The 26730-nt window shown below is 64.3% G+C and carries 27 protein-coding genes and 1 pseudogene; 19 read left to right on the top strand and 9 right to left on the bottom strand.

Features of this window, described 5'->3' with window-relative positions; translation table 11 throughout:
• The first annotated feature begins 53 nt into the window (after window positions 1-53).
• The 3 genes from ABIC03_RS09580 (at window position 54) to hemC (ending at window position 3406) form a co-directional block, all read left to right on the top strand.
• Window positions 54-644 carry a TetR/AcrR family transcriptional regulator gene (locus ABIC03_RS09580; protein ID WP_354057384.1) on the top strand — a complete coding sequence of 197 codons (591 nt, stop codon included), beginning with the start codon at window positions 54-56 and terminating at the stop codon, window positions 642-644.
• 53 nt (window positions 645-697) lie between these two features.
• A complete protein-coding gene (locus ABIC03_RS09575) occupies window positions 698-2323 on the top strand; it encodes a GMC family oxidoreductase (RefSeq protein WP_354057382.1) in 1626 nt (541 codons plus the stop codon).
• Between the two features lie 102 nt (window positions 2324-2425).
• The gene (hemC, locus tag ABIC03_RS09570; protein ID WP_354057380.1) at window positions 2426-3406 is read left to right on the top strand and encodes a hydroxymethylbilane synthase; all 981 of its coding nucleotides are present in this window, start codon (window positions 2426-2428) and stop codon (window positions 3404-3406) included.
• Window positions 3407-3607: 201 nt separating this feature from the next.
• Here the strand turns inward: hemC and hemE are convergent, their stop codons facing one another.
• Window positions 3608-4642, bottom strand: coding sequence for a uroporphyrinogen decarboxylase (gene hemE, locus ABIC03_RS09565; protein WP_354057378.1), 1035 nt, complete (start codon window positions 4640-4642; stop codon window positions 3608-3610).
• A gap of 110 nt (window positions 4643-4752) precedes the next feature.
• Between hemE and ABIC03_RS09560 the strand changes: the two genes are divergently transcribed.
• Both ABIC03_RS09560 and ABIC03_RS09555 read left to right on the top strand, forming a co-directional pair.
• Complete coding sequence (locus ABIC03_RS09560; protein ID WP_007595236.1) at window positions 4753-4968, top strand: hypothetical protein; 216 nt, start codon at window positions 4753-4755, stop codon at window positions 4966-4968.
• Window positions 4969-5140: 172 nt separating this feature from the next.
• Window positions 5141-7045: a sensor domain-containing diguanylate cyclase gene (locus tag ABIC03_RS09555; RefSeq protein ID WP_354057375.1), complete on the top strand. Its 1905-nt coding sequence runs from the start codon at window positions 5141-5143 to the stop codon at window positions 7043-7045.
• A 6-nt stretch (window positions 7046-7051) separates the two neighbouring features.
• Here the strand turns inward: ABIC03_RS09555 and ABIC03_RS09550 are convergent, their stop codons facing one another.
• Window positions 7052-7270, bottom strand: coding sequence for a SlyX family protein (locus tag ABIC03_RS09550; RefSeq protein WP_354057373.1), 219 nt, complete (start codon window positions 7268-7270; stop codon window positions 7052-7054).
• On the bottom strand, window positions 7260-8042 hold the full coding sequence (trhO, locus tag ABIC03_RS09545) for an oxygen-dependent tRNA uridine(34) hydroxylase TrhO (RefSeq protein WP_354057371.1): 783 nt from the start codon (window positions 8040-8042) through the stop codon (window positions 7260-7262). The genes ABIC03_RS09550 and trhO overlap by 11 nt, the downstream gene beginning before the upstream one ends.
• Window positions 8043-8227: 185 nt before the next feature.
• Here trhO and ggt point away from each other — a divergent pair, with 185 nt between their 5' ends.
• The 5 genes from ggt (at window position 8228) to ABIC03_RS09520 (ending at window position 14437) form a co-directional block, all read left to right on the top strand.
• Window positions 8228-9814, top strand: a complete 1587-nt coding sequence (ggt, locus tag ABIC03_RS09540) for a gamma-glutamyltransferase (protein ID WP_354057369.1) — start codon at window positions 8228-8230, stop codon at window positions 9812-9814.
• Between the two features lie 168 nt (window positions 9815-9982).
• Window positions 9983-10597 (top strand): (2Fe-2S)-binding protein, encoded by a 615-nt coding sequence (locus tag ABIC03_RS09535; RefSeq protein ID WP_354057367.1) that lies wholly within the window; start codon window positions 9983-9985, stop codon window positions 10595-10597.
• 4 nt (window positions 10598-10601) lie between these two features.
• Window positions 10602-11618 carry an FAD binding domain-containing protein gene (locus ABIC03_RS09530; RefSeq protein ID WP_354057365.1) on the top strand — a complete coding sequence of 339 codons (1017 nt, stop codon included), beginning with the start codon at window positions 10602-10604 and terminating at the stop codon, window positions 11616-11618.
• A 2-nt stretch (window positions 11619-11620) separates the two neighbouring features.
• Window positions 11621-13912 carry a xanthine dehydrogenase family protein molybdopterin-binding subunit gene (locus ABIC03_RS09525; RefSeq protein ID WP_354057363.1) on the top strand — a complete coding sequence of 764 codons (2292 nt, stop codon included), beginning with the start codon at window positions 11621-11623 and terminating at the stop codon, window positions 13910-13912.
• A gap of 60 nt (window positions 13913-13972) precedes the next feature.
• Entirely contained in the window at window positions 13973-14437 is a 465-nt protein-coding gene (locus ABIC03_RS09520) for an FKBP-type peptidyl-prolyl cis-trans isomerase (protein WP_007606926.1), read from the top strand.
• Window positions 14438-14494: 57 nt separating this feature from the next.
• On the opposite strand, the gene ABIC03_RS09515 is transcribed toward ABIC03_RS09520, so the two are convergent.
• Window positions 14495-14713 (bottom strand): CsbD family protein, encoded by a 219-nt coding sequence (locus ABIC03_RS09515; RefSeq protein WP_275171453.1) that lies wholly within the window; start codon window positions 14711-14713, stop codon window positions 14495-14497.
• A 127-nt stretch (window positions 14714-14840) separates the two neighbouring features.
• On the opposite strand from ABIC03_RS09515, the gene ABIC03_RS09510 reads away from it, so the two are divergent.
• The 3 genes from ABIC03_RS09510 (at window position 14841) to ABIC03_RS09500 (ending at window position 16444) form a co-directional block, all read left to right on the top strand.
• On the top strand, window positions 14841-15353 hold the full coding sequence (locus tag ABIC03_RS09510; protein WP_007606929.1) for a cupin domain-containing protein: 513 nt from the start codon (window positions 14841-14843) through the stop codon (window positions 15351-15353).
• Window positions 15354-15485: 132 nt separating this feature from the next.
• Complete coding sequence (locus ABIC03_RS09505) at window positions 15486-15914, top strand: VOC family protein (protein ID WP_354057360.1); 429 nt, start codon at window positions 15486-15488, stop codon at window positions 15912-15914.
• Window positions 15915-15955: 41 nt separating this feature from the next.
• Entirely contained in the window at window positions 15956-16444 is a 489-nt protein-coding gene (locus tag ABIC03_RS09500; protein WP_275171456.1) for a VOC family protein, read from the top strand.
• A gap of 152 nt (window positions 16445-16596) precedes the next feature.
• Here ABIC03_RS09500 and ABIC03_RS09495 read toward each other — a convergent pair whose 3' ends face one another.
• Window positions 16597-17757, bottom strand: coding sequence for a hypothetical protein (locus ABIC03_RS09495; RefSeq protein WP_354057358.1), 1161 nt, complete (start codon window positions 17755-17757; stop codon window positions 16597-16599).
• Window positions 17758-17759: 2 nt separating this feature from the next.
• Window positions 17760-18461: a FecR family protein gene (locus tag ABIC03_RS09490; protein ID WP_027568515.1), complete on the bottom strand. Its 702-nt coding sequence runs from the start codon at window positions 18459-18461 to the stop codon at window positions 17760-17762.
• A 51-nt stretch (window positions 18462-18512) separates the two neighbouring features.
• Here ABIC03_RS09490 and ABIC03_RS09485 point away from each other — a divergent pair, with 51 nt between their 5' ends.
• Window positions 18513-19943, top strand: coding sequence for a phospholipid carrier-dependent glycosyltransferase (locus ABIC03_RS09485; RefSeq protein WP_354057356.1), 1431 nt, complete (start codon window positions 18513-18515; stop codon window positions 19941-19943).
• Window positions 19944-20000: 57 nt separating this feature from the next.
• Here the strand turns inward: ABIC03_RS09485 and ABIC03_RS09480 are convergent, their stop codons facing one another.
• Entirely contained in the window at window positions 20001-20642 is a 642-nt protein-coding gene (locus ABIC03_RS09480; RefSeq protein WP_354057354.1) for an OmpA family protein, read from the bottom strand.
• A gap of 507 nt (window positions 20643-21149) precedes the next feature.
• Between ABIC03_RS09480 and ABIC03_RS09475 the strand changes: the two genes are divergently transcribed.
• From ABIC03_RS09475 to ABIC03_RS09465, 3 genes are all read left to right on the top strand, one after another.
• Window positions 21150-21395 (top strand): hypothetical protein, encoded by a 246-nt coding sequence (locus ABIC03_RS09475; protein WP_354057572.1) that lies wholly within the window; start codon window positions 21150-21152, stop codon window positions 21393-21395.
• Window positions 21396-21515: 120 nt separating this feature from the next.
• Window positions 21516-21764 carry a hypothetical protein gene (locus tag ABIC03_RS09470; RefSeq protein ID WP_007595197.1) on the top strand — a complete coding sequence of 83 codons (249 nt, stop codon included), beginning with the start codon at window positions 21516-21518 and terminating at the stop codon, window positions 21762-21764.
• Between the two features lie 116 nt (window positions 21765-21880).
• Complete coding sequence (locus ABIC03_RS09465; RefSeq protein WP_354057352.1) at window positions 21881-23044, top strand: winged helix-turn-helix domain-containing protein; 1164 nt, start codon at window positions 21881-21883, stop codon at window positions 23042-23044.
• A gap of 92 nt (window positions 23045-23136) precedes the next feature.
• Here the strand turns inward: ABIC03_RS09465 and ABIC03_RS09460 are convergent.
• A pseudogene (locus ABIC03_RS09460) lies at window positions 23137-23560 on the bottom strand (ribosomal maturation YjgA family protein).
• A 79-nt stretch (window positions 23561-23639) separates the two neighbouring features.
• Here ABIC03_RS09460 and ABIC03_RS09455 point away from each other — a divergent pair.
• A complete protein-coding gene (locus tag ABIC03_RS09455; protein WP_354057350.1) occupies window positions 23640-24971 on the top strand; it encodes an MFS transporter in 1332 nt (443 codons plus the stop codon).
• Between the two features lie 117 nt (window positions 24972-25088).
• Here ABIC03_RS09455 and ABIC03_RS09450 read toward each other — a convergent pair whose 3' ends face one another.
• Window positions 25089-25277: an antitoxin MazE-like protein gene (locus tag ABIC03_RS09450; protein ID WP_354057569.1), complete on the bottom strand. Its 189-nt coding sequence runs from the start codon at window positions 25275-25277 to the stop codon at window positions 25089-25091.
• A gap of 201 nt (window positions 25278-25478) precedes the next feature.
• Here ABIC03_RS09450 and ABIC03_RS09445 point away from each other — a divergent pair, with 201 nt between their 5' ends.
• Window positions 25479-26585 (top strand): efflux RND transporter periplasmic adaptor subunit, encoded by a 1107-nt coding sequence (locus tag ABIC03_RS09445; protein ID WP_354057348.1) that lies wholly within the window; start codon window positions 25479-25481, stop codon window positions 26583-26585.
• Window positions 26586-26730 lie beyond the last annotated feature (145 nt).

Here is a 26730-nt window from a genome sequence, read left to right as displayed (position 1 = left end):
GACGGTCGAAAAGTCAACTGGCTGTCCTCGTCCATTTCGACTACAGCAGACCCATGGCGAAACAGGCGGAGCGGCGAGCTGCGACTTCGGAGGCGATCCTGACGGCCGCGCGCCGCCTGTTCGGGACGCAAGGCTTTGCCGCGACGACGATGGACGAGATCGCCGAAGCGGCCCACGTCGCCAAGGGCGCGGTCTATCATCACTTCAAGACCAAGGAGGCGGTGTTCGAAGCGGTGTTCGACCAGGTCTCGCGCGATCTCGTCGCCGAGATCGACAGCACGGCCCGTGCCGAGAAGGACGTGCTTGCCGCGATGGTTGCAGGCACCCAGCATTATTTCGCCGCGACCGCCAAGGGCCCGACCGGCCAGATCATCCTGCGCGACGGCCCGGCCGTGCTCGGCTGGGAGCGCTGGCGCGAGATCGACGCCAGACATTTCGGCGGCAAGCTGCCGCGTGCGATTGCGGCGGCGATGGAGGCTGGCCTGATCGCGCGGCAGCCGGTCGAGCCGCTGGCCCGGCTGCTGCTCGGCGCGGTCACGGAAGCGGCGGTCGCCTGCGCCGGACGCGCCGATATCGCAAGGGCGGGTGCGGAATATGCCCGTGCGTTCAGGTCGCTGGTCGAGGCGCTGCGCGTCGCTGCATGATCGTGCTAAGTGATGATCGGAAACGCCCCCACCAACAAAAAGAACAGTAGCGCATGAACGCAACTTCCTCCCTGACGCCCTCCGATCCTGAATTCGACTACGTCATCGTCGGTGCCGGCTCTGCGGGCTGCGTACTCGCCAACCGGCTGTCGGCGAACGGCAAGCACAGCGTGCTGCTGCTCGAGGCAGGCCCGAAGGATTCCAACATCTGGATCCACGTGCCGCTCGGCTACGGCAAGCTGTTCAAGGAAAAGACCGTCAACTGGATGTACCAGACCGAGCCGGAGCCCGAGCTGAAGGGCCGACAGGTGTTCCAGCCGCGCGGCAAGACGCTGGGCGGATCGAGCTCGATCAACGGCCTGCTTTACGTCCGCGGCCAGCACGAGGATTACGACAGATGGCGTCAGCGCGGCAACGCCGGCTGGGGCTATGACGACGTGCTGCCCTATTTCAAGAAAGCCGAGAACCAGTCGCGGGGCGCCGATCAATATCACGGCAGCGGCGGCCCGCTGCCGGTCTCCAACATGGTCGTGACCGATCCGCTGTCGAAGGCGTTCATTGATGCCGCGGTCGAGACCGGTCTGCCCTACAATCCTGATTTCAATGGCGCCACCCAGGAAGGCGTCGGCCTGTTCCAGACCACGACCCGCAACGGCCGCCGCGCCTCGACGGCGGTGGCCTATCTCGGCCCCGCCAAGGCCCGCGGCAATCTCAAGATCGAAACTGGCGCGCTTGGCCAGCGCGTGTTGTTCGAGGGCCGCCGCGCAGTCGGTGTTGAATACCGTCAGGGCGCCAATTTGCGCCGCGCCCGCGCGCGCAAGGAGGTCGTGCTGTCGAGCGGCGCCTACAACTCGCCGCAGCTGCTCCAGCTCTCCGGCGTCGGACCCGGCGACCTCCTGCGCAAGCACGGCATCGATGTCGTGCTGGACGCGCCGGGCGTCGGGCACGATCTCCAGGACCACATGCAGGTCCGCATCGTGATGCGCTGCTCGCAGAAGATCACGCTGAACGACACCGTCAATCATCCGCTCCGCCGCACCATGGCCGGCGCGCGCTATGCGCTGTTCCGCAAGGGCTGGCTGACGATCGCGGCCGGCACGGCGGGCGCCTTCTTCAAGACCAGTCCGCGGCTGGCCTCGCCGGATATCCAGGTCCACTTCCTGCCGTTCTCGACCGACAAGATGGGCGAGAAGCTTCATGGTTTCTCCGGCTTCACGGCGTCGGTATGCCAACTGCGTCCCGAAAGCCGCGGGTCCTTGCGCATCAAAAGCGCCGACCCGACAGTGCCGCCGGAGATCCGCATCAACTACATGTCGACCGAGACCGACCGCACCACCAACGTGGAAGGTCTGAAGATCCTGCGCAAGATATTGCATGCGCCGGCGCTGAAGCCGTTCGTGGTCGACGAGTACGATCCCGGAGCGAAGGTAGCCACCGATGCCGAGCTGCTGGACTATTGCCGTGAACGGGGCAGCACCATCTACCATCCGACCTCGACTTGTCGTATGGGCAATGATGCGCTCGCGGTGGTCGATCAGCGGCTGAAGGTGAGGGGCCTCGAAGGGCTTCGAATCGTCGACGGCTCGATCATGCCCGATCTCGTATCGGGGAACACCAACGCGCCGATCATCATGATCGCCGAAAAGGCCTCCGACATGATATTGGAGGATGCGCGGTAGAGCATGATCCGGACCGAAGGGCCGCGTTAGCGCAAAGTGGAAACCGGTTTTCCGATAAGATGATGCTCAAAAGAATGACGTGCGTTGAAAGGGACCAGGGCTTTGGCTACGCGATTCAAGATCGGCACACGCAAGAGCGCGATGGCGCTGGCACAGACGGAAGAGATCGCGCGCCGCCTGACCGCTGCCATGCCCGATCTCGACGTCGAGATCGTCAAGTTCGACACCACGGGCGATCTCGACCAGACCAGCAAGCTGCTGCCCCATGGCGGCAAGGGCGGTGCCTTCGTGGCGCAGATCCGCGCCGCCGTGCTGTCGGGCGAACTCCAGGCGGCGATGCATTCGCTGAAGGACATGCCCGGCAACGAAGACACGCCCGGCCTCGTGATCGGCGCCACGCTGTCGCGCGATCCTCCCAATGACGCGCTGGTGCTGCGTTATGGCCTCTCGCTGGAGACGTTTCGGAAATCGCATGGCAAGGGCTTCAAGATCGGAACGAACGCAGTGCGTCGAGCAGCTTATGCGCATCGCCTATTCCCAGAAGCCGAGGTGATCCACTTTCGCGGTGCGGCAGATACCCGTGTGCGCAAGCTCGACAACAAGACGAAGCAGCGCCTGCCGGATGGTGGCGAGGTAGGTCCTGCCGATGCGCTCATCATGGCGCGGTCCGGCCTCGACCGCGTCGGCCTTTCGCAGCGCATCGCCTACGAGTTTACCGCAGCGGAGATGCTGCCGGCAGCGGGGCAGGGCATCGTCGCCGTCGAATGCGCGGCACAGGACTGGCAGACGCGTCGCATCCTCGCATCGATCGACGATCCCGCTGCACACGCTTCTGCCGATGCCGAGCGCGAGGTGCTGTGGGTGCTGAACGGACATTGCAATTCGCCGGTGGCGGGCTTTTCGACCATTGCGGGCGATCAGATGTCGCTCACCGCGTCCGTGCTCGATCTCTCCGGAAACACCATCATCGAAGCCTTGCGGTCGGGCCCCGCCAATCGCCCACGCGAACTCGGCCGTGCGGTAGGACTGGATCTGCTGGCCAAGGGCGCCGCCGAGATCATCGAGCGCAGCCGGCCGCGCTAAGTCGGTCGCGTGACGGGCATGGGTGCGATGGTGACATCATGCGCCTGTTTTGCCCGACGCGTCAAATGTTGGCGCGATCTGATGCGATGACGGCGCACCCGATTTCCGTCCCCCCTAAGTCATTGATCGGGCGTGGCCTCTCTACTGTGCATGGGGTTGTTTTCGCGGTTTTTGTTTTCGCCCCCTCGGGAACGAAACAAATCAGCCCCGCACGTGCTTCAGCATCTGCTCGACATGGGCGATCGGCGTCTCCGGCTGGATGCCGTGGCCGAGATTGAAGATGAACCGCCCTTGCGCGAAATTCGCCAGCACATTGTCCACCGCGCGGTCGAGCGCGGCGCCGCCTGTGATCAGCACCAGCGGATCGAGATTGCCCTGAACCGCAACCTTGCTCTGGACGCGCTCGCGGATGAAGGCCGGCTCCGCGGTCCAGTCGATGCTGACCGCGTTGACACCGGTCGCCTCGACGAAACCGGGTAATTGCGCGCCGGCGCCGCGCGGAAAGCCGATGATCTTTGCATCCGGCACTTTGGCGCGCACGCCTTCGACGATGCGCCGCGTCGGTTCGACCGACCAGCGCGCGAACTCGGCGGGTGGCAGCACGCCGGCCCAGGTGTCGAAGATCTGCAAGGCGTTGGCGCCGGCCGCAAGCTGCGCCAGCAGATATTCGATCGAGTTCTCGATCAGCACGTCGATGATCTCTGCGAACGCCTCCGGATGCCGGTAGGCCATCATCCGTGCCGGCGCCTGGTCGGGCGTACCCTGGCCGGCAACCATGTAGGTCGCCACCGTCCACGGAGCGCCGCAGAAGCCGATCAGCGCGATCTTGGGATCGAGCGCGCCGCGCACGATCTTGAGGGCCTCGAACACCGGCGCGAGCTTGCCGAAATCGGCGTGCTTCGCCAGGGTTGCGACCTTGGCGGGATCATCCAGCGGCTCGAGCCGCGGACCTTCGCCGACCTCGAAGCGCACGGACCGGCCGAGCGCATAAGGGATCACCAGGATGTCGGAGAAGATGATCGCCGCATCGAAGCCGAACCTCCGGATCGGTTGCAGCGTCACCTCGGCGGCAAGCTCCGGGTTGAAGCAGAGATCGAGGAATCCGCCGGCCTTGGCGCGCACCTCGCGATATTCCGGCAAGTAACGGCCGGCCTGCCGCATCATCCAGACCGGCGGAATGAGCTGCCGCTGGCCGGAGAGGACGTCGATGAACGGTTTTGTCGCAGACTGGGGCACGAACGGTCCTGAAGATGGTTACGGCTCCTGATACACCGCCACAGCCCGGAGCGGAACAGGGGAACCAAGCGCAATTGGACCGCGTTGACCAGCCAACGGAGGACGAGACCATGGCTGAGACATTCAACCCCGCGCCGCATGACAAGCACGCCGACGATCTGCACGAAGCGCTCGCCGCCGACCGCCACGCCAAGCTCGACGCCGGTCTGAAGGATACATTCCCCGCTTCCGATCCCGTGAGCGCCGCCCAGCCGACGCCCTCGAAGGCCGATGCGGAGGCCGACAATCCTTCGCTCTGGGATAAGGTTAAGGCCATCTTCAGCTAGCCGCGGGGAGCGCCGGATTCCGATAGGCTTGCTAAAGGCTTGTTAGCGATGCGCCGAGTCCGGCGTCCGTACGACTACGGGAAACCGGGGACATCACTGCATATTTATCCCGGTGTTTCAGGGTTCACTAACAGAAGCAGCAGAGTTTCCGATCTTCGGAGAATTCTGCCGCATGAGTGCTGTGACCCAAAGAGCCGGATGGAGCCGCCTGCCGCTGCGGGCGGCTGCGTTCGTTGCGCTGACCTGCGTGGCCATCCTCAGCGTCAGCGGCTGGCGGGAATGGGCTGCGCGCGACGCGGTGCTCAAGGGCGCCGAGGCAGAGATGGCGAATGTTGCGCGCTCGTTGACGCAGCATGCCGAGGACAGCCTCGATCTCCTGGATTCAGGCGTCGTCGGCGTCGTCAGCCGGCTGGAGATGGACGGCACCGAGCCGGCCACGATCGCCAAGCTTAAAACCCTGCAGGAGGCGCGCAAGAAGGCGATAGAGCGCATCCACAGCCTCGCCATCATCGACGACCGGGGCAACTGGCTGACCTCGCCCGGCACGATCGGCACAACGTTCAACGACGACGCGTTCTTTCGTTATCACCAGCTCTCGCCGAAACGGGAGCCCCATGTCGGCCGGCCCGTGAAGAGCCTGCTGGACGGCGAGTGGGTCGTCACCCTGTCGCGTCGTTTCAACAAGCTGGACGGCAGCTTCGGCGGCGTGGTGCTCGCGACCATCAGCTCGGGATATCTCTCGCATTTCTATGAACAGTTCGAGATCGGCCGCAACAGCTCGGTGGCGTTGACACACGGCGATGGCCTGATCATCGCGCGTAACCCCAGCAACGAGAAATTCATCGGCCGCAGCGTTGCCAATACGCCGCTGTTCCGCGACGCCGGCCTGCAGCGGCCGGGCGGCGTTTATCACTTCAAGTCGCCGCTCGACGGCGCCGAGCGCGTCAGCTTCTTCAAGCGCTCTGGCCGCTATCCGCTGGTCCTGCTCGCTACCGTCGATAAGGCCGAACTGCTGGCGCCCTGGCGTGCTGCGGCGATCTCTCGCATGCTCTACGTGCTCGCGCTGGTCATGCTGCTCGCGATCATCGGTGCTGTGCTGGTGCGGCAGTTGCAGCGGGGCCAGAGCATGGCGGCCGCGCTGGTCGAGAAGGAAGCGCATTTCCGACTGCTTGCCGAAGGCTCCAGTGACATGGTGACGCGTATCGGGCTCGATGAGCGGCTGCGCTATGTCTCGCCATCGTCGATTGGCGTCGTCGGCTGGCGCGCCAATCAACTGATCGGAACGCCCGCGCTCGCCGGCGTTCACGCGGACGACCGGCCGCAGGTCCAGGCTCTCGTCGATGCCATGAAGCGCGGCGAAAAGGAAGAGGTGCGCGTCACCTATCGCAACGCGCACCGGCAGAATGCCGAAGTCTGGCTCGAATCGACTATGCGGGTGACCCGCAAGGAGAATGGCAGCGTCGACGGCGTGGTCGCGATCTCGCGCGACATCACCGAGCAGAAGAAGCTTGAGAACCGGCTTGAAACCCTGGCGATCGAGGACAGCCTCACCGGGCTTGCCAATCGCCGCCGTTTCGATGAACGGCTGAAGGAGGAGTGGGCGCGTGCCTATCGCGAGCGCTCCAGCCTCTCTTTGCTGATGATCGACGTCGATCACTTCAAGTCGTACAACGACGAATACGGCCATCCCGCGGGCGATGCCTGTCTCCGGCAGGTGGCGCAGATCATCGCCGCCGAGATGCATCGTTCCAGTGATCTGGCGGCGCGTTACGGCGGCGAGGAGTTCGCCATGCTGTTGCCGAACACCGACGCTGCCGGCTGCGCCCTGATCGGCGACCGGATTCGACGGGCGATCCGCGATGCCGGCCTCGTCCACACCAGCAACCATGCGGCTGGGTGCGTCACCGCTTCGCTCGGCGGGGCTGCCTGCCGGCCGGCGCTGGAGCGCACGGCCGGCGTCACCTCGCTGATCGAGGCCGCCGACCAGGCGCTCTATGCCGCCAAGGACGCCGGTCGCAACCGGCTGATGATGTCGGGGGAGGTGAGCAACCTCCTGCTCAAGGCGTCCGGTCAGTGACCCCGCTCAATAATGCGGCGGGCGCTCATTGGTCGCTCCCGGCGCATTCACCTCGGCCTCCTGCAGCCGCTCGCCGAGCTCTGCGATCCTCCGCGTCAGCGTGTCGATCTGCTTCCACTGCGCGGTGATGGTCTGGTTCAGCGTCTCGATCGCGTCGTCCTGATAGGCGAGGCGCGTCTCCAGCGTGTCGATGCGCTCGCCGAGCGTCTTGATCTCATTCGTCACGTGCAGCGTCCTTATTCCGTTCGGGCAAGCTAGCTTCTCGCACTCCAAGGACTTGCAAACCATGGCCGAGCGCGACACGCTCGTCGAACACGAAGCATTCGCCGCGCCAGCGGCTCTCGGTCTCCGGCACCTCTTCCAGATATTTGAGAATGCCGCCCTTGAGGTGATAGACCTCGGCAAAGCCGCGCGCGAGCAGGTGCGCGCTCGCCTTCTCGCAGCGGATGCCGCCGGTGCAGAACATCGCGATTTTGCGGTGTTTGGCGGGATCGAGCTGCTCGGCCGCAAATTCCCTGAACTGGCCAAAACTCCTGATGCCTGGGTCGAGCGCGCCGTCGAACGTCCCCATCGCCACCTCGAAGGCGTTCCTGGTGTCGAGCACCAGCGTGTCGGGCGCCGCGATCAGCGCGTTCCATTCGCTCGCATCGACATAGGCGCCGACCTGCCGCGTCGGATCGGCGGCTTCGTCGCCGAGCGTGACGATCTCCTTCTTCAGCCGCACCTTGAGCCGGCCGAATGGCATCGTCTCGGCGGTCGAGAACTTCAGTTCGAGATTGTTCAACCTGCCGCCGAACATGTCGCCGTGCGCGAGCTCATGGGTGAGCGCGTCGATCGCCTCGCCCGGGCTCGCGACCGTGCCGTTGATACCCTCCTGCGCGAGCAGCACGCTGCCCTTCAGCGCCAGGCCGGCGCAGAACGCGCGCAGCGGCTCGCGCAGCTCGCGGTAATCGGGGAGGGCGGCAAATTGGTAGAAGGCGGCGACCTTGTAACTCATCGCGCCCGTTTAGCAGGCGCAGCGTGCCCGGAAAACCCGCAACGAGCAGCTCCATTGCCAGCGGATGGCAGCCATTTCCCTGGTATGCCAGCATTGCCCCGGCAGACCGGAATGTGTCATGTAGGCCCGGTTTTTCCGAGCCGGTGCACCATCCGCGCCAGACGTCCAATGAGAGCAAGAATTCGATGAGAAACTTCCATTTCCCCGGCAGGTCCACGGTCCACGCCACCAACGCAATGGTGGCGACCTCGCATCCGCAGGCGTCGCTCGCCGCGATCGAGGTGCTGCGCGAGGGCGGCACGGCGGTGGACGCGGCAGTCGCGGGCTCGGCCATTCTCGGCGTGATCGAGCCGCAATCGACCGGCATCGGCGGCGATTGCTTTGCGCTGATCCAGCCGCGCGGCGAGGGCAAGATCATCGCCTATAACGGCTCCGGCCGCGCCCCGAAGGCGGCGAACGCCGACTGGTATATCGAGCGCAAGATCAACTCCGTGCCGCTGACCTCGGCGCACGCGGTCTCTATCCCCGGCGTGATCGACGCCTTTGCGACCGTTTTGCGCGATCACGGCAAGTTCGGCTTCGACCGGCTGCTCCAGCCCGCGATCAAGGCGGCCGAGGAAGGCTACGTCGTCGCCCCTCGCATCGCCTTCGACTGGAAGAACCAGTTCGAGAAGCTGAAGGCTGGCACCAACACGGAGCGGTATCTGCTGCCGCACGGCAAGCCGCCGGTGGCCGGCGACGTCATCCGCCAGGCCGAGCTCGGCAAGACGCTGCGGGCGATTGCCAAGGACGGACGCGACGCCTTCTACAAGGGCCCGATCGCGGAAGACATGGTGGAGACCCTGCGCGGAATCGGCGGCCTGCACACGCTCGACGATTTCGCCGCGCATACCACCGAAACGACGACGCCGATCGGCACCATGTACAAGGGCTACGACGTCTGGCAGTGCCCGCCGAACGGGCCCGGCCTCACCATGCTGCTGATGTTGAACATCCTGTCGCGGTTTGACCTGACGAAATATGCGCCGCTCAGCGTCGAGCGTTTCCACCTTGAGGCCGAGGCCGCGCGCATCGCGTACATGCATCGCGAGCTGCATGTCGCCGATCCCGAGCATATGCAGATCGAGGTCGCCAAGATCCTTGCCAAGGAATACTGCAACGAGCACATCGACAAGATCCGCATGGACGGCATGCTCGACCTGCCGAACGTCGCGCCGCCGATGAATCCCTCGACCATCTACATCACCGTCGTGGACAAGGACCGCAACGTCTGCTCGTTCATCAACTCGGTTGCGCATTCCTTCGGCTCGGCCATCGTCTCGAACAAGACCGGCGTTTTGCTTCAGAACCGTGCCGGCGGCTTCCGCATCCAGCCCGGCCACCCGAATTGCATCGCCGGCGGCAAGCGTCCGCTGCACACGATCATGCCGAGCCTGCTCACCAAGGGCGGCCGTTCCGTGATGCCATTTGCGGTGATGGGCGGACAGTATCAGCCGGTTGGCCAGACCCATGTGGTGACCAACATCCTCGATTTTGGCTGCGACGTGCAGGAAGCGATCGATATGCCGCGCGGCCTGCATTACGAAGGACAGTACCAGCTCGAGGACAGCGTGCCGGCCGGTATCGTCGAAGGCCTGAAGAAGCTCGGCCACAAGACCACCAGCGTCGTCGGTCCGCTCGGCGGCGCGCAGGCGATCTGGATCGACTGGGACAAGGGCACGCTCACCGGCGGTTCCGATCCGCGCAAGGATGGTTGCGCGCTCGGATACTGATCACCGCGCACGGGTTCCCCGCGCAAGATCAGGAAAAATTGACAAAGGGCGACGCGGCATGTGCTGCGTCGCCCTTTCTCGTTCGGAACGGAGCTCATTGCTTCAGGTTAAGGGCCGATGAGCGGTGCAGGCGTGCGCTGCTTTTGCTCGAAGCGGCGGAGGCCCTCCATGTCCGAAAAACCAGGTTCCGGACCATCCGGATTCGATCGGCGCGCCTTCATCGCGGCGGCCGCCGGCAGTGCGCTGGTCCCTATGGCGGCGCGTGCCGCCGCGCAGGATGCGAACGTGTCGGCCGCCCAGGATCCGGCGCTCCCCGTCGATGTCACGCTGCGGGTCAATGGCAAGGACAAGCGCCTGCGCATCGATGCGCGCACGACGGTGCTCGACGCGCTGCGGGAGCATCTCAAGCTCACCGGCAGCAAAAAGGGCTGCGACCATGGCCAGTGTGGTGCCTGCACGATCCTGATCGACGATCGGCGCATGGTGTCGTGCCTGACGCTCGCGCTCGCGGCCGAGGGACAGGAGATCACGACGATCGAGGGCCTTGCCACCGACGATCATTTGCATCCGATGCAGCAGGCCTTCGTCGACAACGATGCGTTTCAATGCGGCTATTGTACGCCGGGCCAGATCATGTCCGCCGTGGCCTGCGTCAAGGAGGGGCATGCGGGCAGCGAGGCCGACATCCGCGAATACATGAGCGGCAACATATGCCGCTGCGCCGCCTATCCCAACATCGTCGCCGCCGTGAAGCAGGCCGCGCCCGAGATCATGAAAGGCTAGGCGCATGCGACCGTTTTCCTATCAAAGGGCAACAGACCCCGACATGGCCCTGCAGGCGCTCAGCGCCGCCGCGGCTGCGAACAACCCGCTGACGAAGGCTACAGCGCAGCCGCTCGCGGGCGGCACCACGCTGATCGATCTGATGAAGCTGGATGTGATGCGGCCCGCCGCGATCGTCGATATCAATCCGCTGGCGCGCAGCTGGTCCGCGATCGAGCCCGGCAGTGACGGCTTGCGGCTCGGGGCGCTGGCGAAGATGTCCGACGTGGCCGCGCATGCGGAGATCCAGCGCAACTATCCGGTGATCGCGAATTCCCTGAAGCTCGCCGCCAGCGCCCAGCTGCGCAACATGGCGACGCTCGGTGGCAACGTGATGCAGCGAACGCGTTGCAGCTATTTCCGTGATGTCTCCTATGAGAATTGCAACAAGCGTAATCCTGGCTCGGGTTGTGCCGCCATGGATGGCGTCAATCGCATGCATGCGGTGCTCGGTACGTCCGATCAGTGCATCGCGACCTATCCCGGCGATTTTGCCCAGGCGCTGATCGCGCTGGATGCGATGGTCGAGATCACCGGCAGGTCCGGCGCGCGCCGCCTGCCGTTCGCGGACTTGCACAAGGCGCCTGGCAAGACGCCAGACATCGAGACCACGCTTCAGCCCGGTGAGCTGATCTCGGCCTTCTCCATTCCCGGCCGCTGGCCGCGCTCGGTGTATCTCAAGGCGCGCGACCGTCAGTCTTACGAGTTCGCGCTATCGTCGGCTGCGGTCGCGCTCGACCTGCAGGATGGCACGATCAGGGACGCGCGTGTCGCGCTCGGCGGTGTCGCCACCGTGCCGTGGCGGGCGCGCGAGGCGGAGGCGCTGCTTAAGGGACAGAAATTCGAAGACGGTTTGGCGCAGCGTGTGGCGGATGCCGCGTTTGCCGAGGCCAAGGGCCGCCGGCACAACAGCTTCAAGATCGCGCTCGGCAAGCGCGTGGTGGCGCGCGCGCTTCAGCAGGCCGTAACGATGGAGATCTGATCATGACCGCTGCAGCTCCCGAGCCGAAAGCAAACATGGGCCGGCCCGTGCCGCGCTACGACGCGGCCGCAAAGGTCACGGGCCGAGCGACATATGCGTCCGACATGCCGCTCGACAATCCAGCCTACGCATTCCTGGTCACGAGCGCCATCGCCAAGGGTCGCATCGACAGTTTCGATCTCGACGATGCCAGGCAGGTCCGCGGCGTGATCGACATCGTCACGCACGAGAACGCCCCGAAGCTGAAGGAATCGAAACTGTTCAGCAATGGCGGCTATGCCGGCACCACGATCCAGCCGCTGAAATCAGCCGACATCGCCCATGACGGCCAGATTATCGCCGTCGTCATCGCCGAGAGTTACGAGGCGGCGCGCGAAGCCGCCAATCGCGTCAAGGTCAGCTACACGGCCGTAGCTCCGAGTGCGACCTTCGACTCGCCGGGCACCACCACGGCAGCGGCAAAGGGACAAAACGCGCAGTTCAAGGAAGACCCGGAGGTCGGCGATTTCGCCAAGGCGTTCGACGCAGCCGAGGTCAAGCTCACCGCCTCCTATGAAACGCCGACCCAGCACCACAATCCGATGGAGCTGTTTACGACGAGTTGTGCCTGGATGGGCGACGAGCTCGTCATCTACGAGGGCAGCCAGTATGTCTATGGCCTGAAGAACGGCGTCGCCGAGCAGCTCGGTATCGACGCCGACAAGGTCCGTGTCGTCAATCCCTATGTCGGTGGCGGCTTTGGTTCGCGCGGCTCGATGACGCCCCGCACCGCCATCATCGCCGGCATCGCCAAACGCCTGAACCGGCCGATCAAGCTCGTGCCGACCCGCGATCAGGGTTTCACCATCGCGACCCATCGCGCCGAGACGCGCCATGAGATCAGGCTTGGTGCGGGCCGGGACGGCAAGCTGGTGGCTTTGAGGCACGACGGCGCGGAGGTTTCGTCGCGCCCGGATGCCTATTGCGTCGGTGGCACCAAGACGACGACGCGGCTCTATGCCTGCCCGAACGTCGCCAGTCTGGTGTCGATCGTGCGCGCCGACCGCAACACGCCGGGCTTCATGCGTTCGCCGCCGGAGGTGCCGTATCTCTTCGCGCTGGAGAGCGCGATGGACGAGCTTGCGGTGAAGCTGAACATGGATCCGGTCGAGCTCCGCCGCATCAACGACACCAATGTCGAGCCGATCGGCGGCAAGCCCTATACGACGCGGTCATTGATGGCATGCTTCGATGAGGCCGCCAGGGCGTTCGGCTGGTCGCAGCGTTCGCCGCAGCCGAAATCGGTGTCCGACGGCGACTGGCTGGTTGGCTATGGCTGTGCCGCCACCTGCTATCCGACGCAGATGGCGCCGTCTGCGGCGCGCGTCCGCCTCCAGCGCGACGGCCGTACCCGGGTCGAGATCGCCGGTCACGAGATCGGCACCGGTGCGTATACCGTCATCGCCCAGACCGCGGCCGAGCGGCTCGGCGTCCCCCTGGAGAAGGTCGCGGTCTTCCTGGGTGACAGCGATCTGCCGCCGGCGCCTGTTGCCGGCGGTTCGAACTCGACTGCCAGCACCTGCTCGGCGGTGATGATGGTGTGCGACCGGATTCGTCAAAGGCTGTTCAAGGCCGTGATGCCGAGCGACAGCCTCGCCGACAAGGCCAAGGAGACTCTCGGCATCAGCCAGGCGCCGAGCACCCAGGCGGCGAAGAGTGATCGTCCGCTCGACATCGAGAAGGCCTTCGACGCGCTCGGCGTCGGTATCGTCGAGGAATACGGCGAGTGGAAGCCTGAAGGCGCGCCGCTGGATTCCTTCACGGCGATGCACAGCGGGCACGCGCGGCTCGTCGGTGGCCATCAGATGAAGGACAAGATCGCCTACGCCTTCGGTGCCGAGTTCGTCGAGGTCCGCGTCAACCGCTTTACCCATGAAATCCGCTGCCCCCGGCTGGTGGGAGCGTTCGCGGCGGGCCGCATCATGAATCCGCGCACGGCGCGCAGCCAGCTCATGGGCGGCCTGATCTGGGGCATGTCCTCGGCGCTGCTGGAAGCCACCGAGATCGACGAGCGCAATGCACGCTACGTCAACGACAATCTTGCCGACTATCTCGTGCCCGTGAATGCCGACGTCCCCGGTGTCGAGGTGATCCTGCTTTCCGAGCAGGACGATCACATCAACCCGGCAGGCGTGAAGGGGCTCGGCGAGCTCGCCAATGTCGGCACCAATGCGGCGATCTGCAATGCGATCTATCACGCGACGGGCCAGCGCATCCGCAAGCTGCCCGTGCGGCTCGAAAATATCGAGGTGTGAGGGGTGGCAACGGCGTCGGCGTTGCGCTAGACACCTTGCGCCTCAAACGGAAGGTGTCTTATGCAGCGTTTACAGCGCGTGCTCCTCGCCATCATGTCGGCACTCGCGATCACGGTAATCGCCGGCGTGTCCGATTTCGTTTCCACCACGGCCTCGGCCCAGACCGCAGGGAAGACCATGACCACAGCTTCAGGTTTGCAGATCACCGACAGCGTCGCCGGCACCGGCGCTTCGCCCAAGCCGGGCCAGATCTGCGTGATGCATTACACCGGCTGGCTCTACGAGAACGGCCAGAAGGGCAAGAAATTCGACTCGTCGGTCGACCGCAACGAGCCGTTCGAATTCCCGATCGGCAAGGGCCGCGTCATCGCCGGCTGGGACGAGGGTGTTGCCTCCATGAAGGTCGGCGGCAAGCGAACGCTGATCATTCCGCCGCAGCTCGGCTATGGCGCCCGCGGCGCAGGCGGCGTGATCCCGCCGAACGCGACGCTGATGTTCGACGTAGAGTTGCTCGGGGTGAAGTAACCCGCAAACAAAAAGACCGGCCTCTCGGCCGGTCTTTTCGCATTCAGTGCGACGCCGTTATTCCGTCGCGCGCTTGGCTGCAGCCGCGGCGCGATCGACCGCGTCCTTCGCGGCGTCCTTGGCGTCGCCCATGGCCTGCTGGCCCTTGCCCTTCACTTCCTGGACCGCACCTTCACCCTTCAGGCGCTCGGACCCGGTGGCTTCACCGATGCCCTGCTTGGCCTTGCCCATTGCCTCGTTTGCGGTGCCCTTGATCTTGTCGGTCGTGCTACCCATGAAACTCTCCTGCGGTTTGCTCGCTAGGACAACGTCCGGGGGCTATGAGGGTTCCGTTTTTGTTATGGCTCGATGTCGCGGCTTTGGGTTAGTTTGCCGCACACGGAACCAACAGAAAGCAAGTCCCATGACCGGCCATGACCATTCGCATTCCCACCATGACCACGATCACGACGATCGCTGGAAACATGATGGCGTGCGCGTCATTCCCGGCAACCAGCTCGATACCAACGTGCCGTCGACGGCGGGCATGGACCGCGCGGCCGCGATCAATTTCGCGCGCGTCGGTGCGCAGAAATTGTGGGCGGGCACGGTCAGCATCAAGCCCGACGCCAAGACCGGCGCGCACCACCACGGCCATCTCGAAAGCGTGATTTACGTGGTGAAGGGCAAGGCGCGGATGCGCTGGGGCGAGAGCCTGCAATTCACTGCGGAAGCCGGTCCCGGCGACTTCATTTTCGTCCCGCCCTACGTGCCGCATCAGGAGATCAACGCCAGCCCGGACGAGGTGCTGGAATGCGTGCTGGTGCGCAGCGACGGCGAGGCGGTCGCGATCAACCTCGACATCGAGCCGGTCGAGAAGCCCGAGACCGTGCTGTGGGTCGATCCCATTCACCGCGATCCGAACGAGAAGAAGTGAGGATCGCCTGAAAGCCAGCGGGTTCTGTGCGACAGAACCTCGCAGGCAAGGGTCCAAAAAAAGATCCGGAAGCCGTGTCGGATCGCCGCTTGGCCGTCCGTCCTTGGGCAGAACCCCGCCCAAGGAGCTCCGATGCCCAGGATGATTTTCGTCAATCTGCCCGTGACTGACCTCAAGCGCGCCACTGCCTTTTACGAGGCGGTCGGTGCGACCAGGAACCCGCAATTCAGCGACGACACGGCGAGCTGCATGGTCTTTTCCGAGACCATCTACGCGATGCTGACGACCCACGAGAAATTCCGTCAGTTCACGCCGAAGCCGATCTCGGACGCAAAGACCTCAAACCAGGCGCTGTTCTGCCTGTCCGCGGACAGCCGGACCGAGGTCGACGATATCGTCAGCAGGGCCAAGGCTGCAGGCGGGGTGGCCGATCCCAGCCCCAAGGACGAATACAGCTTCATGTACGGCCGCAGCTTCGAGGATCCGGACGGCCACATGTGGGGCGTGAACTGGATGGACATGGCGGCCTTCGCGGCCCAGCCCGACATGGCGAACGCCTGATCTGAGCGCGCGAACATCACAACTGAAGAGGAGCATTCACGATGTCGAAGGTCGTTCCCTGCATGTGGTTCAATGGCGATGCCGAGGAAGCCGCGAAGTTCTACGTCTCGCTCGTGCCGAATTCGGCGATCACTCATGTTCAGCGCAACGTTTCAGATGGCCCGTCCGGCAAGGAAGGCTCCGTGCTCGTCGTCGAGTTCACGGTGGCGGGACAGCCCCTGGTCGCGCTCAACGGCGGCATGAAGATGGAATACACCCATGCGCTCTCGCTGATGATCCATTGTGACGATCAGGCCCAGGTCGACAGCGTCTGGAATGCCTTCCTGGCCCATGGCGGCAAGGAAGAGCAGTGCGGCTGGCTCCACGACCGCTACGGCGTGTCATGGCAGGTCGTGCCGAAGGTGATGTTCGAATTCCTATCGAGCCCCGACAAGGCGGCTGCCGCACGCGCGATGCAGGCCATGATGAAGATGGTGAAACTGGACGTGGAGACCTTGCGCCGCGCGTTCGAGGGCAAGTCGGCAGCGTGAAGGGCGTGCCCTTGTCACATACTCACTGTCATCGCCCGGCTTGACCGGGCGATCCAGTACGCCGAGACGGTCGTTGGTCAATCGATAGGCCGCGGCGTACTGGATGCCCTCGAGCCGGGCATGACAGCGGAATTTGAGGCGAAGGCCTGCCGCTAATAATTGATCCGCAGCCCCACGCCGCCATGGATGGTGTTACCCACCGGCTGCGGGCCGAGTGTGCCGTTGGCGAACAGGTCCACGATCCAGCCCTTCTGCACGCGGAAGCCGAGCCGGCCGCCATATTCGAACCAGCCCTGGTTGCCCATGGTCGGCACCACCACGCCGTCGCCGGTCACGGTGGCGACGATGCCGCTATGGCCGGCGAATGACTGCACCCAGCCGCCGTTGATGTTGGCCTCGATATTGCTGCCGTAGAGATGCGTCCACTGGCCGCCGATCTTGACCAGGCTGGTGCGGTCGGTGCCGGTCGCGATGCTGGCGTCGAACGGATTGAACGCCACTGCGCTGTCGGTGTAGCCCGAGACGCGCTGCCAGAGCTGCCAGACCTCGATGGAGGCGGCGACCTCGTCGCGGGGCGACACGCGGCTTATCCAGCCGGCGCGGCCGTAGACGGCGTAGTTCGAGGCGTTGGTCGAACTCGTGACGCTCACCGGGCCGAGGCTGGTGTTGTAGCTGCGGGTGTAGCGCGCCTTCTCCCACGGCGTCAGGATCGTGCCGACGTCGAAGAACGGACGCGACGAGCCCCAGTCGGTGAAGTCATAGCGCAGCGCGAACGCACCGATCGGCGCGCTGGTGATGTTGTAGCCGCCCTCGCTGTACTGCGTGTAGGCGATGCCGGCGAGCAGCGACAGATTGTTAGTCAGCTCCTTGCGGCCATGGATGCCCGCCGAAAACGAGCCGGCGGAGCCGAATGCGCTGACGCAGTTGCTGCAATTGACCTGCTCGTTGACGCCGAGCAGCACCGTGCCGAGCACCCGGTTGGTGATCATCTGGTTGAAGCGCTGGTTGGCGAGGCCGCCGATCGAGCCGCCGCTGGAATCCGCGCCGGTCGGCGTCGGCGTCGGGCTCGGCGAGGAGGACGGATAAGGGCTCGGCGACGATGACGGGTAGGGGCTGGGCGAAGGCGAGGGGCTGTAGGTCGGCGTCGGCGAGGGTGAATAGCTCGGCGCCGGGGTGGGCGTCGACCCTGCGCACTCGGACTCGCACGCCGTGGCGGCTGCCGCCGGACGGGCCTCGACCGCGACAAACGCAAACGCGGCCACGGCGGTCAGCACGCTCGCGAGGATGAAGCGCCTGACGTTGAATACTTCCATCGTCAGCGCCCGCACAGCATGCCGTCGTCATGGACGGCGGGCGTGATGGTCGGCGACGCGTCCGCATATTGGTTCACCGCGCACAGTCCCGCGCTGGCGGCGCAGGTCGCGGCAAAGGTCCAGGGCGGGGTATTGGTCTTACTGATAGAGACCTTGCCGCCGGTCGAGGTGATGATTGCGGTGTCGCCGGGCTGGGTGAGCTGCACGCACTGTTGGCTCGTCGTGCAGACACTTGCGGCGCCGTCCTGCAGCACGACGACCGAGCGGCCGCGCTGGGACAGGATATCGAGTGTCGTGCCGCGCACGCCGATGGTCGCGAGCGGCGTCGTGATCTTGTAGGCGGTCTTCTCGGAATGTCCGGTAACGAAACGGAATGCGCCGGTCGTCATGCGGATCGCGACGTCGCGATAGCTGTGCTCGTCGTTGAAGACCGTGCGGTCGAGCTTGAGCGTGGCGCTCGGACCGAGCGACAGATTGGTGCTGTCCGCCATCACGAAGCGCGCCGCGCTGCCGGCGCCGGTGCGCACGGTCTCGTCCCGGAGCATGCTGTCGCCGACGCTGATCGGCGTCGTGGTCGCGGCTACGCGAACCACTTCATTCTGGATCACGACGGCTTCACCGACGCGCGTCTGCGCCTGGGCGCAAGGGGCCACGCACAAGGCAGTCGAGAAGAGCGTGGAGAAAAGCCAGAAACGCAAATTCATTTCGCAACCGATCGATGTGTCCCTGATCGTACCGGATCACGCGCGCTTGCGATGTGGCGGAATCATCACAAGCAGCGCGGGACCTGCGTTATGCTTAGTGACAGTTGCGGCAGAATGCGTTCAATGAAAACCGCGATCTCTATTATTCTCCGCGGTGACGCAAATTTGCCACGCAAAACATCCCCACAAGCGCAACTTGACTTGGCCGCGGTTCCGAATGTGTCGCGGAGCGCAGTGATTGCTGTCGCGATTTTCCTGGTCGCGCATCTCGCGCTGCTGATCGGCTTGACGACGCCGGAGAAGTTCGTCTTCGACGAAGTGCACTATGTGCCGGCGGCGCGGCAGATGCTGGCACCAGCGGTGTCGCAACCGATGCTCAATCCGATGCATCCGCCATTGGCGAAAGAGCTGATCGCGCTTTCGATTGCGACCTTCGGCGACACCGCGCTGGGCTGGCGCTATCCCGCGACGTTGTTCGGCGCGCTCGCGATCGTCGCGGTCTATCTGTGCGGCCTCGCGCTGTTCGCCGCGCAAGGGCCTGCGATCGCCGCCGCGCTGATCGCCGGCTGCAACCAGATGCTGTACGTGCAGGCGCGCATCGCGATGCTCGACATTTTTGCCCTCGGCTTCGGCCTGCTCGCGATTGCCGCCTTCATGCACGGCTTTCGAAAGGACCGGCCTCATGCATTGTTCGCGGCTGCCGGCAGCCTGTTCGGCTGTGCTGCGGCCTGCAAATGGAGCGGCCTGTTTCCGCTCGGAATCTGCATCGTCATCGTCGCGGTGATCCGCCTGATGCAGGGCTGGCGCACTCTGTTTGCCGACGCGAAGCCGGGGGATTGGTACCGGCCCGATCTCTGGCCCGACTTCAGATTACATCACGTCGTGCTCTGCTTCACCGTCCTGCCCGCGGCGACATATCTTGCGGCCTTCGTCCCGCTCTACGGCGTGTCGCTGCCGGATTTGGTCGAGGCGCAACGCCGGATCTTCGCCGACAACACCACCACTGCCATCGCCGGCCACACTTATATGAGCGCCTGGCCGTCATGGCCGCTGCTCGCGCGCCCGGTGTGGTTCCTGTTCGACAAGACTGCGGACGACAATGTCTCCGCGATCGTCTTCCTCGGTAATCCCCTGGTGCTCTGGCCGGCGCTGCCCGCGCTCGCCGTCGTGCTGCGCGACTTCGTCGTTGCGCGTCGCTGGGATGCGTTCCTGATCGCAGTCTTCTATTTCGGGTGCTGGCTTGCCTGGGCGTTGCTGCCGCGTACGCTCGCCTTCATCTATTACTATCTGCCGGCTGCGACCGTGGCGTCGCTCGCACTGGTCTACGTGCTGCGCCGGGGCGGTCTGCCACGCTGGCTGTTGTGGGCCTATGTCGCGCTCGCGGCGGCAGGCTTTGCCGCCATGCTGCCGATCTCGGCGGCCTTCGTTGGCACGACGATGCAGACCTTCAACCGGCTGATGCTCTTCCAAGGCTGGATATGATATCGCCGCCTGCCGGGGGAACGGCAGGCGGCGTCTTTATGGGCGATGACCTGTGAATTACTTCGACGCGGTCTGGGTGTCCATGTTCACCACCTGGACGCGGCGGTTGATCGGGTCGGCGCCGTTGGCGGTGTCTTTCAGCTTGGTCTTGCCGTAGCCGACGGTGACGAGATCGGTGCCGGTGAGGCCGTAGTTCTGCACCAGGTATTTCTTGATGGTGTCGGCCCGCCGCTCGGAGAGCCCCTGATTGTATCCCTCGGTGCCGACCGCATCGGTGTGGCCGGCGACCACGAAGGTCGAGCCCTTCAGCGAGGGATCGGACAGCGCCTTGCCGAGCGCCTGCACCGACGGCACCGACGTCTTGGCGATGTCGGCCGAGTTGTAGTCGAACTGGATCTCCAGATCGATCTTCGGCTTGGTCGCGGCGAGCTCGGCAATCTGCTCGCGCTCGCCCGTCGACAGCGACCGCGTCGAGCGGTTGCGTACGGTGTTCAGGAACGTCGATTCCTTGGCCTGCACCGCCGGATCGACCTGCGGACCTGCGGACAGGCCGCGGGTCGCCGGCTTCGGCTTCAATGCATCCAGGATCTGGTTGGTAGAGACATTGCCGTCGCCGGCCATGGCCAAGCCGGCCGTCATCGACAGAAGTGCCGAGAGGGTCATCGCCTTCAGTGCAAAAGACTTATTGAAACTAGTCATTGTCGTATCCTCGTTGTGACGCCTGATGGCTATTTGATGCTGCAAGCATAGGGCTGGTTCAAATGCCCTGGTGTGATCTTGGTCACGGTGGAAACTGGGCCTCCGGGGCCACGGCAGCGAATTTCAAGCGGTTTCGGGCTCACCGAGGGCCGACCCGCGGTCCACTCCGAGGACGGACGCTGACGCGTGAAGAGAGTGGTCGCACGCTGCCCGGCGAGCGTTCGAGGCGTCGCAGTCCTGTCGTGATCCGCATCACTGAGGACCGCGCGCCCAGGCGCCGCTCGGGGATTGAGGCCCGGTTCACTCAGGGAAACCTGCGCTGACCGATTGTCGCAAAGCCGTCGCGCGATGGCCTGTCTGCGGACAATTTTTCGGCTAGATGGACGCCTAGGGCGGAGCCTCCGACAAGGGCAACGAAGGGGAGCCGAGTTCCATCCAGTGCCGAGGCCAAGTGATTACCAGTTCTATCGCAGTGGCCCGCCGGATCGGACCGTGTCCCTGAACTCTATGCCCATCTACATCGGCGCGGCGATGATCGCGGTGGCGATCCTGCTGTCGACGCTGATCACGGGACTGACCTCCCGCTATGTCGGGCTTGGAGCGCCGACCGACGAGAACATGTGGCTGGTCGATCGTCTCACCGGCAACGTCTATCGCTGCCAGGCGGAGGAGCGCGGCAAAGCCTCGTGCGAACCCGATGTCGCAACAGGCAGTGTTGGCGACCGCTCCAGAGCCCCGAAAGCTGGCCGCTGAGCCCTCCGCCTTCGCACCGCAGCAAGAAAATTGTCTTCTCCACGAAACGTCTTCGCCAGAGAATACGTAATTGCGAAGGCCGGCATGACGCCGGTTTCGTTTTACGGAGGAGACTTTTCGATGAAAATCTTGCTCACAGCAGCCGCTTTGGTCGCGTTCGCCGTTTCCCCTGCATCGGCCGCCATGATGGCGTGCACCAGCGATAATATGATGAAGTCCGCCGCCATGATGGGCGGCACGGCGGATACGCCGGCCAAGACGGCCATGAACAAGGAAATGGCCATGGCCAACACCGACATGAGCAACGGCAAGATGAAAAGCGCCTGCATGCATTACATGAAGGCGCAGAAGGCGATGTCGATGAAGTAGGCGCGGGTAGCGCACCTTCCGACCGCGCTGTCAGCAGATGGCAGCGCGGTTTTTCCTTGTCCGCTCCTGGATCGGCTTCTTGCCTGGATGCGAATCCCGCTACACTGCGTTCCGCAATGTCCCGCGCGCCCAAACCGATTCCACTCACCACGACACAGGCCCGGCAAATCTGGCTTCATGCCCAGCGGCTGGAGGAGCGCGCGCCGTTCGGTGACGGCGCGCAAGCCGTCGCCGACGCGGTCGCCCATCTCGGCTATGTGCAGATCGACACCATCAACGTGATCGAGCGCTGCCATCACCACATCCTGTTCAGCCGGATCCCGTCCTACCGCCGCGCCGACCTGCGCCACGCCCAGAGCATCGACAAGAGCGTCTTTGAATATTGGACGCATGCGCTCTCTTATGTGCCGGCCGGTGACTTCCGCTTCTTCCTGCCCGCGATGCGCGAGCACCGGCGTGAGGGGCACAAATGGTTCGCCTCGGTGAAGCCTGCCGACATGCGCAAGGTGATGCGGCTGGTGCGCGCCGGCCCGCTGACGATCCGCGACATCGAGGACGACGTGCTCACCGAGAAGGAGCATCTCTGGCAAAGCCGAAAACCGTCGAAGCGGGCGTTGCAGCTCGCTTTTTATACGGGTGCCGTGACCGTCAGCGAGCGCCAGGGCATGCTCAAGACCTATGAGCTGATGACGCGCCATTTCGGCTGGGACAAGCTGCCGAAGCCGGCATCGGCAAAAGACATTACGGTCTATCTGCTCGATCGCGCGCTGCGATCGCAAGGTGTCGTGAGCCTCGATTCGGTCTGCCATCTCGACGCGCCGCGCAAGACGGCGGTGGCTGCCCTGATCGCCTCGCGCGTCCGCCGTGGCGAACTGGTGCCTGTCGCCATCGACGGTGCCGGCAAGCAGGCGCACTGGGCACTGCCGGCTGCGCTCGCGCCGGGCGAGCGCACGCCGCCGGATCTCGTCCACATCCTCTCGCCGTTCGATCCGCTGATCATCCAACGCAAGCGCACCAATCTCATTTTCGGCTACAACCATTTGTTCGAGGCCTATGTGCCGAAGGCCAAACGCAAGCTCGGCTATTTCGCGCTCCCCGTACTGGTCGGCGACGAGATCGTCGCCGCGCTCGATCTGAAGACCGATCGCCAGGCAAAGAAGCTGCTGATGCAGAAATGGACCTGGGTCGGCGAGGGGAAGAAGACCGCGGCGCGCAAGGAGCTGAAACGGAAGATCGAGGAGGAGCTCGGTCGTTTTGAGAAGTTTCAATTGGCGGAGTGAGATGCGCCCTCGTCGGTCTGTAGGGTGGATTAGCGAAGCGTAATCCACCTCTTTCACTTCCGCGGAGACAAACAGTGGTGGGTTACGCTGCGCTATCCCACGCGACGCATCGCCACGAGCCAATCGATCCAAGCGCCGAACGCAATCCCGACCGCATAAGCCAGCAAGTTCCACGGCGAGAAGATGCGCCCGAGCAGCAGCGCACCGGCCGTCGTTAGCCGGAACGCATCGAGCCATGGCGTATGGACGAGCCGGGAAAACTCAACAGCGACCGCGATCGCCGCCGCGATGGCTCTGTGTCCGTGACAGCCGTGGCAGTAAAACCCCGACCAGCAGAAACACCATGGTCGCCCATAGCAGTGAGCCGCCATACTTCACCACGAAGGCGGGGAGCCCGAGCGGAAAGCCGTACCAGCGCAACGACAATCCACATGCGATCACGACCAGCGCCAGCCCGGCGCGGATCAGCGATGTCCGAAGCGGCGCAATGGGTTTGACCGGTTGCGCCTGATGCATTGCTTGCTCCATTGACTCTTTCGCGGCGATCCTCAAAACCCGGATCAGCCCATAAAAGCAACAACCCCGGGGGGAAGCCATGAGCCAGACTACGACCTATGCCGGTTCGACCGACGCGGCCAAGTCGGAAATCGAGACCTCGACGATCCGCGCCATCTCGTGGCGCCTGATCCCGTTCCTGGTGCTGGCCTACTTCTTCTCCTATCTCGACCGCGTCAATCTCGGCTTCGCCGCGCTGACCATGAATGCCGAGCTGAAATTCACGCCGCTGATCTTCTCCTGGGGCGCCGGCATCTTCTTCATCGGCTATTTCATTTTCGAAGTTCCGAGCAATCTGGCGCTGGAGAAGTTCGGCGCCAGCCGCTGGATCGCCCGCATCATGGTGACCTGGGGCATCATCTCGGCGCTGATGTCGCTCACGAGCGGCGTCACGAGCTTCTACGTGCTGCGCTTCCTGCTCGGCGTCGCCGAGGCCGGCTTCTTCCCCGGCATCATTCTCTATCTCACCTATTGGTATCCGGCCGAATATCGCGCCCGCTTCCTCGCGGCCTTCGCCATCGCCGTGCCGGTCTCCACCGTGATTGGCGCACCGGTCTCTGGCCTGCTGCTCGGGCTCGACGGCGCCATGGGGCTGAAGGGCTGGCAGTGGCTGTTCATCATCGAGGGCATTCCCTCCGTGCTGCTCGGCATCGTCACCTGGTTCTATCTCACCGACAGGCCGGAGAAGGCGGATTGGCTCTCGGCTGAGCAGAAGGCCTGGCTCAAGACCAAGCTCGATGCCGAGATCGCGGCCAAGCAGGCGGTGAAGCATTTGTCGCTTAGTGAAGCGCTGACCTCACCAAAGGTGATCATGCTGAGCCTGGTCTATTTCGGCTTCGTCGGGGCGCTGTATGGCATGCAGTTCTGGCTGCCGCAGATCGTCAAGGCGTTCGGCCTCACCAACGCCCAAACCGGATTCGTCACCGCGATCCCGTATCTGTTCGGCACCATCGCGATGATCCTGTGGGCGCGACATTCCGATGCCACGCGCGAGCGCGTGATGCATGTCGGCGCGCCGTTGCTGCTCACCGCCGTCGCGCTCGGCATCTCCAGCTATCTCACCGACCCCACCCTGACGATGATCGTGCTGACGGTCGCCGCGATCGGCGTGTTCTGCTGCTTCGGCGTGTTCTGGACCCTGCCGACCGCCTGGCTGTCCGGCACGGCGGCGGCCGGCGCCATCGCCTTGATCAACTCGATCGGCAATCTCGCCGGCTTCGGCGGACCGTATCTGATCGGCTGGGTCAAGGAAGCCACCGGCCAGACCTCGACCGGACTGCTCGTGCTCGCGGTGCTGCCGCTGATCGCCGGCATCCTGGTCTTCATCGGCGGCCACGACAGCAAGCACGAGTTTGTCGAGCAGGGGCGGTGAGGGGCTAGTTGCGTAGGGTGGGCAAAGGCGCGTTCTTCGCGCGCCGTGCCCACCATCTATCTGGGAGTTTCTACGTCAGTGGCCAGATGGATAGCGACGGCAGAATCTATCCACTGGCTATTTAGGCTCGATGTCCCCGCGCCAATCAGAAACGGCATCGATGAACGCCTGATCCTCATCGGCGCCAGTGCTCGTGGCGACGGCAAGCGACTGCCGATGTGCCTCCGCCCGAAATGATGCTGAGGTAACATCCGGGACCCAAGTCCTCGATCGGCCGGAGCCCCCGCGCTCGGAGTTGCCGTCGATCTTCCCGAGTACTATCGCGTGATGGCTTCGCCATAAGGACCTCCGGCGGGACTAATAACATTGTGGCGTCCCGCTCCGTTAGAGCTGACTCTCATTCTTACCACCCCTTAACGATCACGCTTTCCTGATGACTGACGATTATTGACTTTTATCAGTGATTAGTCGACATTCCTCTCATTGCAGCCGAGGGAGTGTCCTCCGATGTTCGTCCGAACCGTTTTGTCCAGCTACTCCAAGCTCTTCGCCGGTGTTTCGCTGGCGTTGATGGCTGCCGCTCTCGCTGGGTGCAATGACACCGTCGCTGAAAAGGCCGAGCCGCCGCGGCCGGTTCTCGTCGCCACCGCCCATTATGATGCCGAAAAGCCCGAGCGCAGCTTCGTCGGCACCATCAGGCCGCGGATCGAGAGCGATCTGGGCTTTCGGGTCGCCGGCAAGGTTGCCAAGCGTCTGGTCGAAGTCGGCCAGACCGTCGAGATCGGTCAGCCGCTCGCGACCCTCGATGAGGTCGACCTGAAGCTCCAGGCCGAGCAGGCCGTCGCCGAGCAGAGCGCTGCGACCGGCGTGCTGGCCCAGGCCGCCGCCGCCGAGCAGCGCGCCAAGGATTTGAAGGCCAAGGGCTGGACCACCGACGCGCAGCTGGATTCGAGCCGCGCCGCCGCCGATGAGGCCCGCGCCCGCCTGAACCGGGCCGAGCGCTCGGTTGAACTGACCAAGAATTCCCTTTCCTACGCGACGCTCAACGCCGACGCCCGTGGCGTCGTCACCGCAACGCTGATCGAGCCTGGCCAGGTGGTCTCCGCGGGCCAGACCTCGATCCGTGTCGCCCGCTTTGCCGAAAAGGAAGCGGTCGTCGCGATCCCTGAGACGCTGGTCGGACGTGCCAAATCGGGCGCCGCCAGCGTCACTCTTTGGTCGGAGCCGGGCAAGAAATATACAGCCAGGCTGCGCGAGATCGCGCCCACCGCGGATCCTGCCACGCGCACCTATCTCGCAAAGTTCTCGCTACCCGAGGCCGACGACAAGGTCTCGCTCGGCATGACCGCGACGCTGACCTTGTCGGACGCCGCAACCGAGCGCGTTGCGCGGCTGCCGCTGTCGGCACTGTTCAACGAAGGCGGCAAGCCGTCCTTCTACGTCGTCGACGACAACGGCGCGGTCACGCTGAAGCCGGTCGCGGTGAAGTCCTATGAGAGCAACGACGTCGTCATCACCGGCGGTGTCGAAGAGGGCGCCAAGATCGTCGCTCTCGGTGTGCAGAAGCTCGATCCAAGCCAGAGGGTGCGGATCGTCTCGTCACTGTCCTTTTAAGTCTCGCTTACGAGTTACGTCGTGTGAGGTGAGTTTCGGCCCAAGCGCAAATGCTTTGGCTGAAGCGGCGAAGCGATCCAGAACCTGCCCAGCCCCCTGGATTGCTTCGCTGCCTCGCGACGACGCGTTGAACAGAGTGGCTGTC

It is taken from the genome of Bradyrhizobium sp. RT6a, from assembly GCF_040547675.1.
Lineage (GTDB): Bacteria > Pseudomonadota > Alphaproteobacteria > Rhizobiales > Xanthobacteraceae > Bradyrhizobium.
Note: the sequence above shows the minus strand (reverse complement) of the source record. Positions and strands in the feature narration are given on the sequence as shown.

Excerpts from the sequence above, each read along its gene's own strand:
- ABIC03_RS09465 (WP_354057352.1), top strand. The coding sequence starts at position 21,881 with ATGTCCCGCGCGCCCAAACCGATTCCACTCACCACGACACAGGCCCGG.
- ABIC03_RS09525 (WP_354057363.1), top strand. The coding sequence starts at position 11,621 with ATGACCGCTGCAGCTCCCGAGCCGAAAGCAAACATGGGCCGGCCCGTG.
- ABIC03_RS09455 (WP_354057350.1), top strand. The coding sequence starts at position 23,640 with ATGAGCCAGACTACGACCTATGCCGGTTCGACCGACGCGGCCAAGTCG.
- ABIC03_RS09560 (WP_007595236.1), top strand. The coding sequence starts at position 4,753 with ATGGCTGAGACATTCAACCCCGCGCCGCATGACAAGCACGCCGACGAT.
- ABIC03_RS09480 (WP_354057354.1), bottom strand. The coding sequence starts at position 20,642 with ATGACTAGTTTCAATAAGTCTTTTGCACTGAAGGCGATGACCCTCTCG.
- ABIC03_RS09445 (WP_354057348.1), top strand. The coding sequence starts at position 25,479 with ATGTTCGTCCGAACCGTTTTGTCCAGCTACTCCAAGCTCTTCGCCGGT.
- ABIC03_RS09475 (WP_354057572.1), top strand. The coding sequence starts at position 21,150 with ATGCCCATCTACATCGGCGCGGCGATGATCGCGGTGGCGATCCTGCTG.
- ABIC03_RS09500 (WP_275171456.1), top strand. The coding sequence starts at position 15,956 with ATGTCGAAGGTCGTTCCCTGCATGTGGTTCAATGGCGATGCCGAGGAA.
- ABIC03_RS09555 (WP_354057375.1), top strand. The coding sequence starts at position 5,141 with ATGAGTGCTGTGACCCAAAGAGCCGGATGGAGCCGCCTGCCGCTGCGG.
- trhO (WP_354057371.1), bottom strand. The coding sequence starts at position 8,042 with ATGAGTTACAAGGTCGCCGCCTTCTACCAATTTGCCGCCCTCCCCGAT.
- ggt (WP_354057369.1), top strand. The coding sequence starts at position 8,228 with ATGAGAAACTTCCATTTCCCCGGCAGGTCCACGGTCCACGCCACCAAC.
- ABIC03_RS09470 (WP_007595197.1), top strand. The coding sequence starts at position 21,516 with ATGAAAATCTTGCTCACAGCAGCCGCTTTGGTCGCGTTCGCCGTTTCC.
- ABIC03_RS09530 (WP_354057365.1), top strand. The coding sequence starts at position 10,602 with ATGCGACCGTTTTCCTATCAAAGGGCAACAGACCCCGACATGGCCCTG.
- ABIC03_RS09580 (WP_354057384.1), top strand. The coding sequence starts at position 54 with ATGGCGAAACAGGCGGAGCGGCGAGCTGCGACTTCGGAGGCGATCCTG.
- ABIC03_RS09520 (WP_007606926.1), top strand. The coding sequence starts at position 13,973 with ATGCAGCGTTTACAGCGCGTGCTCCTCGCCATCATGTCGGCACTCGCG.
- ABIC03_RS09575 (WP_354057382.1), top strand. The coding sequence starts at position 698 with ATGAACGCAACTTCCTCCCTGACGCCCTCCGATCCTGAATTCGACTAC.
- ABIC03_RS09485 (WP_354057356.1), top strand. The coding sequence starts at position 18,513 with ATGTGGCGGAATCATCACAAGCAGCGCGGGACCTGCGTTATGCTTAGT.
- ABIC03_RS09515 (WP_275171453.1), bottom strand. The coding sequence starts at position 14,713 with ATGGGTAGCACGACCGACAAGATCAAGGGCACCGCAAACGAGGCAATG.
- ABIC03_RS09535 (WP_354057367.1), top strand. The coding sequence starts at position 9,983 with ATGTCCGAAAAACCAGGTTCCGGACCATCCGGATTCGATCGGCGCGCC.
- ABIC03_RS09495 (WP_354057358.1), bottom strand. The coding sequence starts at position 17,757 with ATGGAAGTATTCAACGTCAGGCGCTTCATCCTCGCGAGCGTGCTGACC.
- ABIC03_RS09505 (WP_354057360.1), top strand. The coding sequence starts at position 15,486 with ATGCCCAGGATGATTTTCGTCAATCTGCCCGTGACTGACCTCAAGCGC.
- ABIC03_RS09490 (WP_027568515.1), bottom strand. The coding sequence starts at position 18,461 with ATGAATTTGCGTTTCTGGCTTTTCTCCACGCTCTTCTCGACTGCCTTG.
- ABIC03_RS09510 (WP_007606929.1), top strand. The coding sequence starts at position 14,841 with ATGACCGGCCATGACCATTCGCATTCCCACCATGACCACGATCACGAC.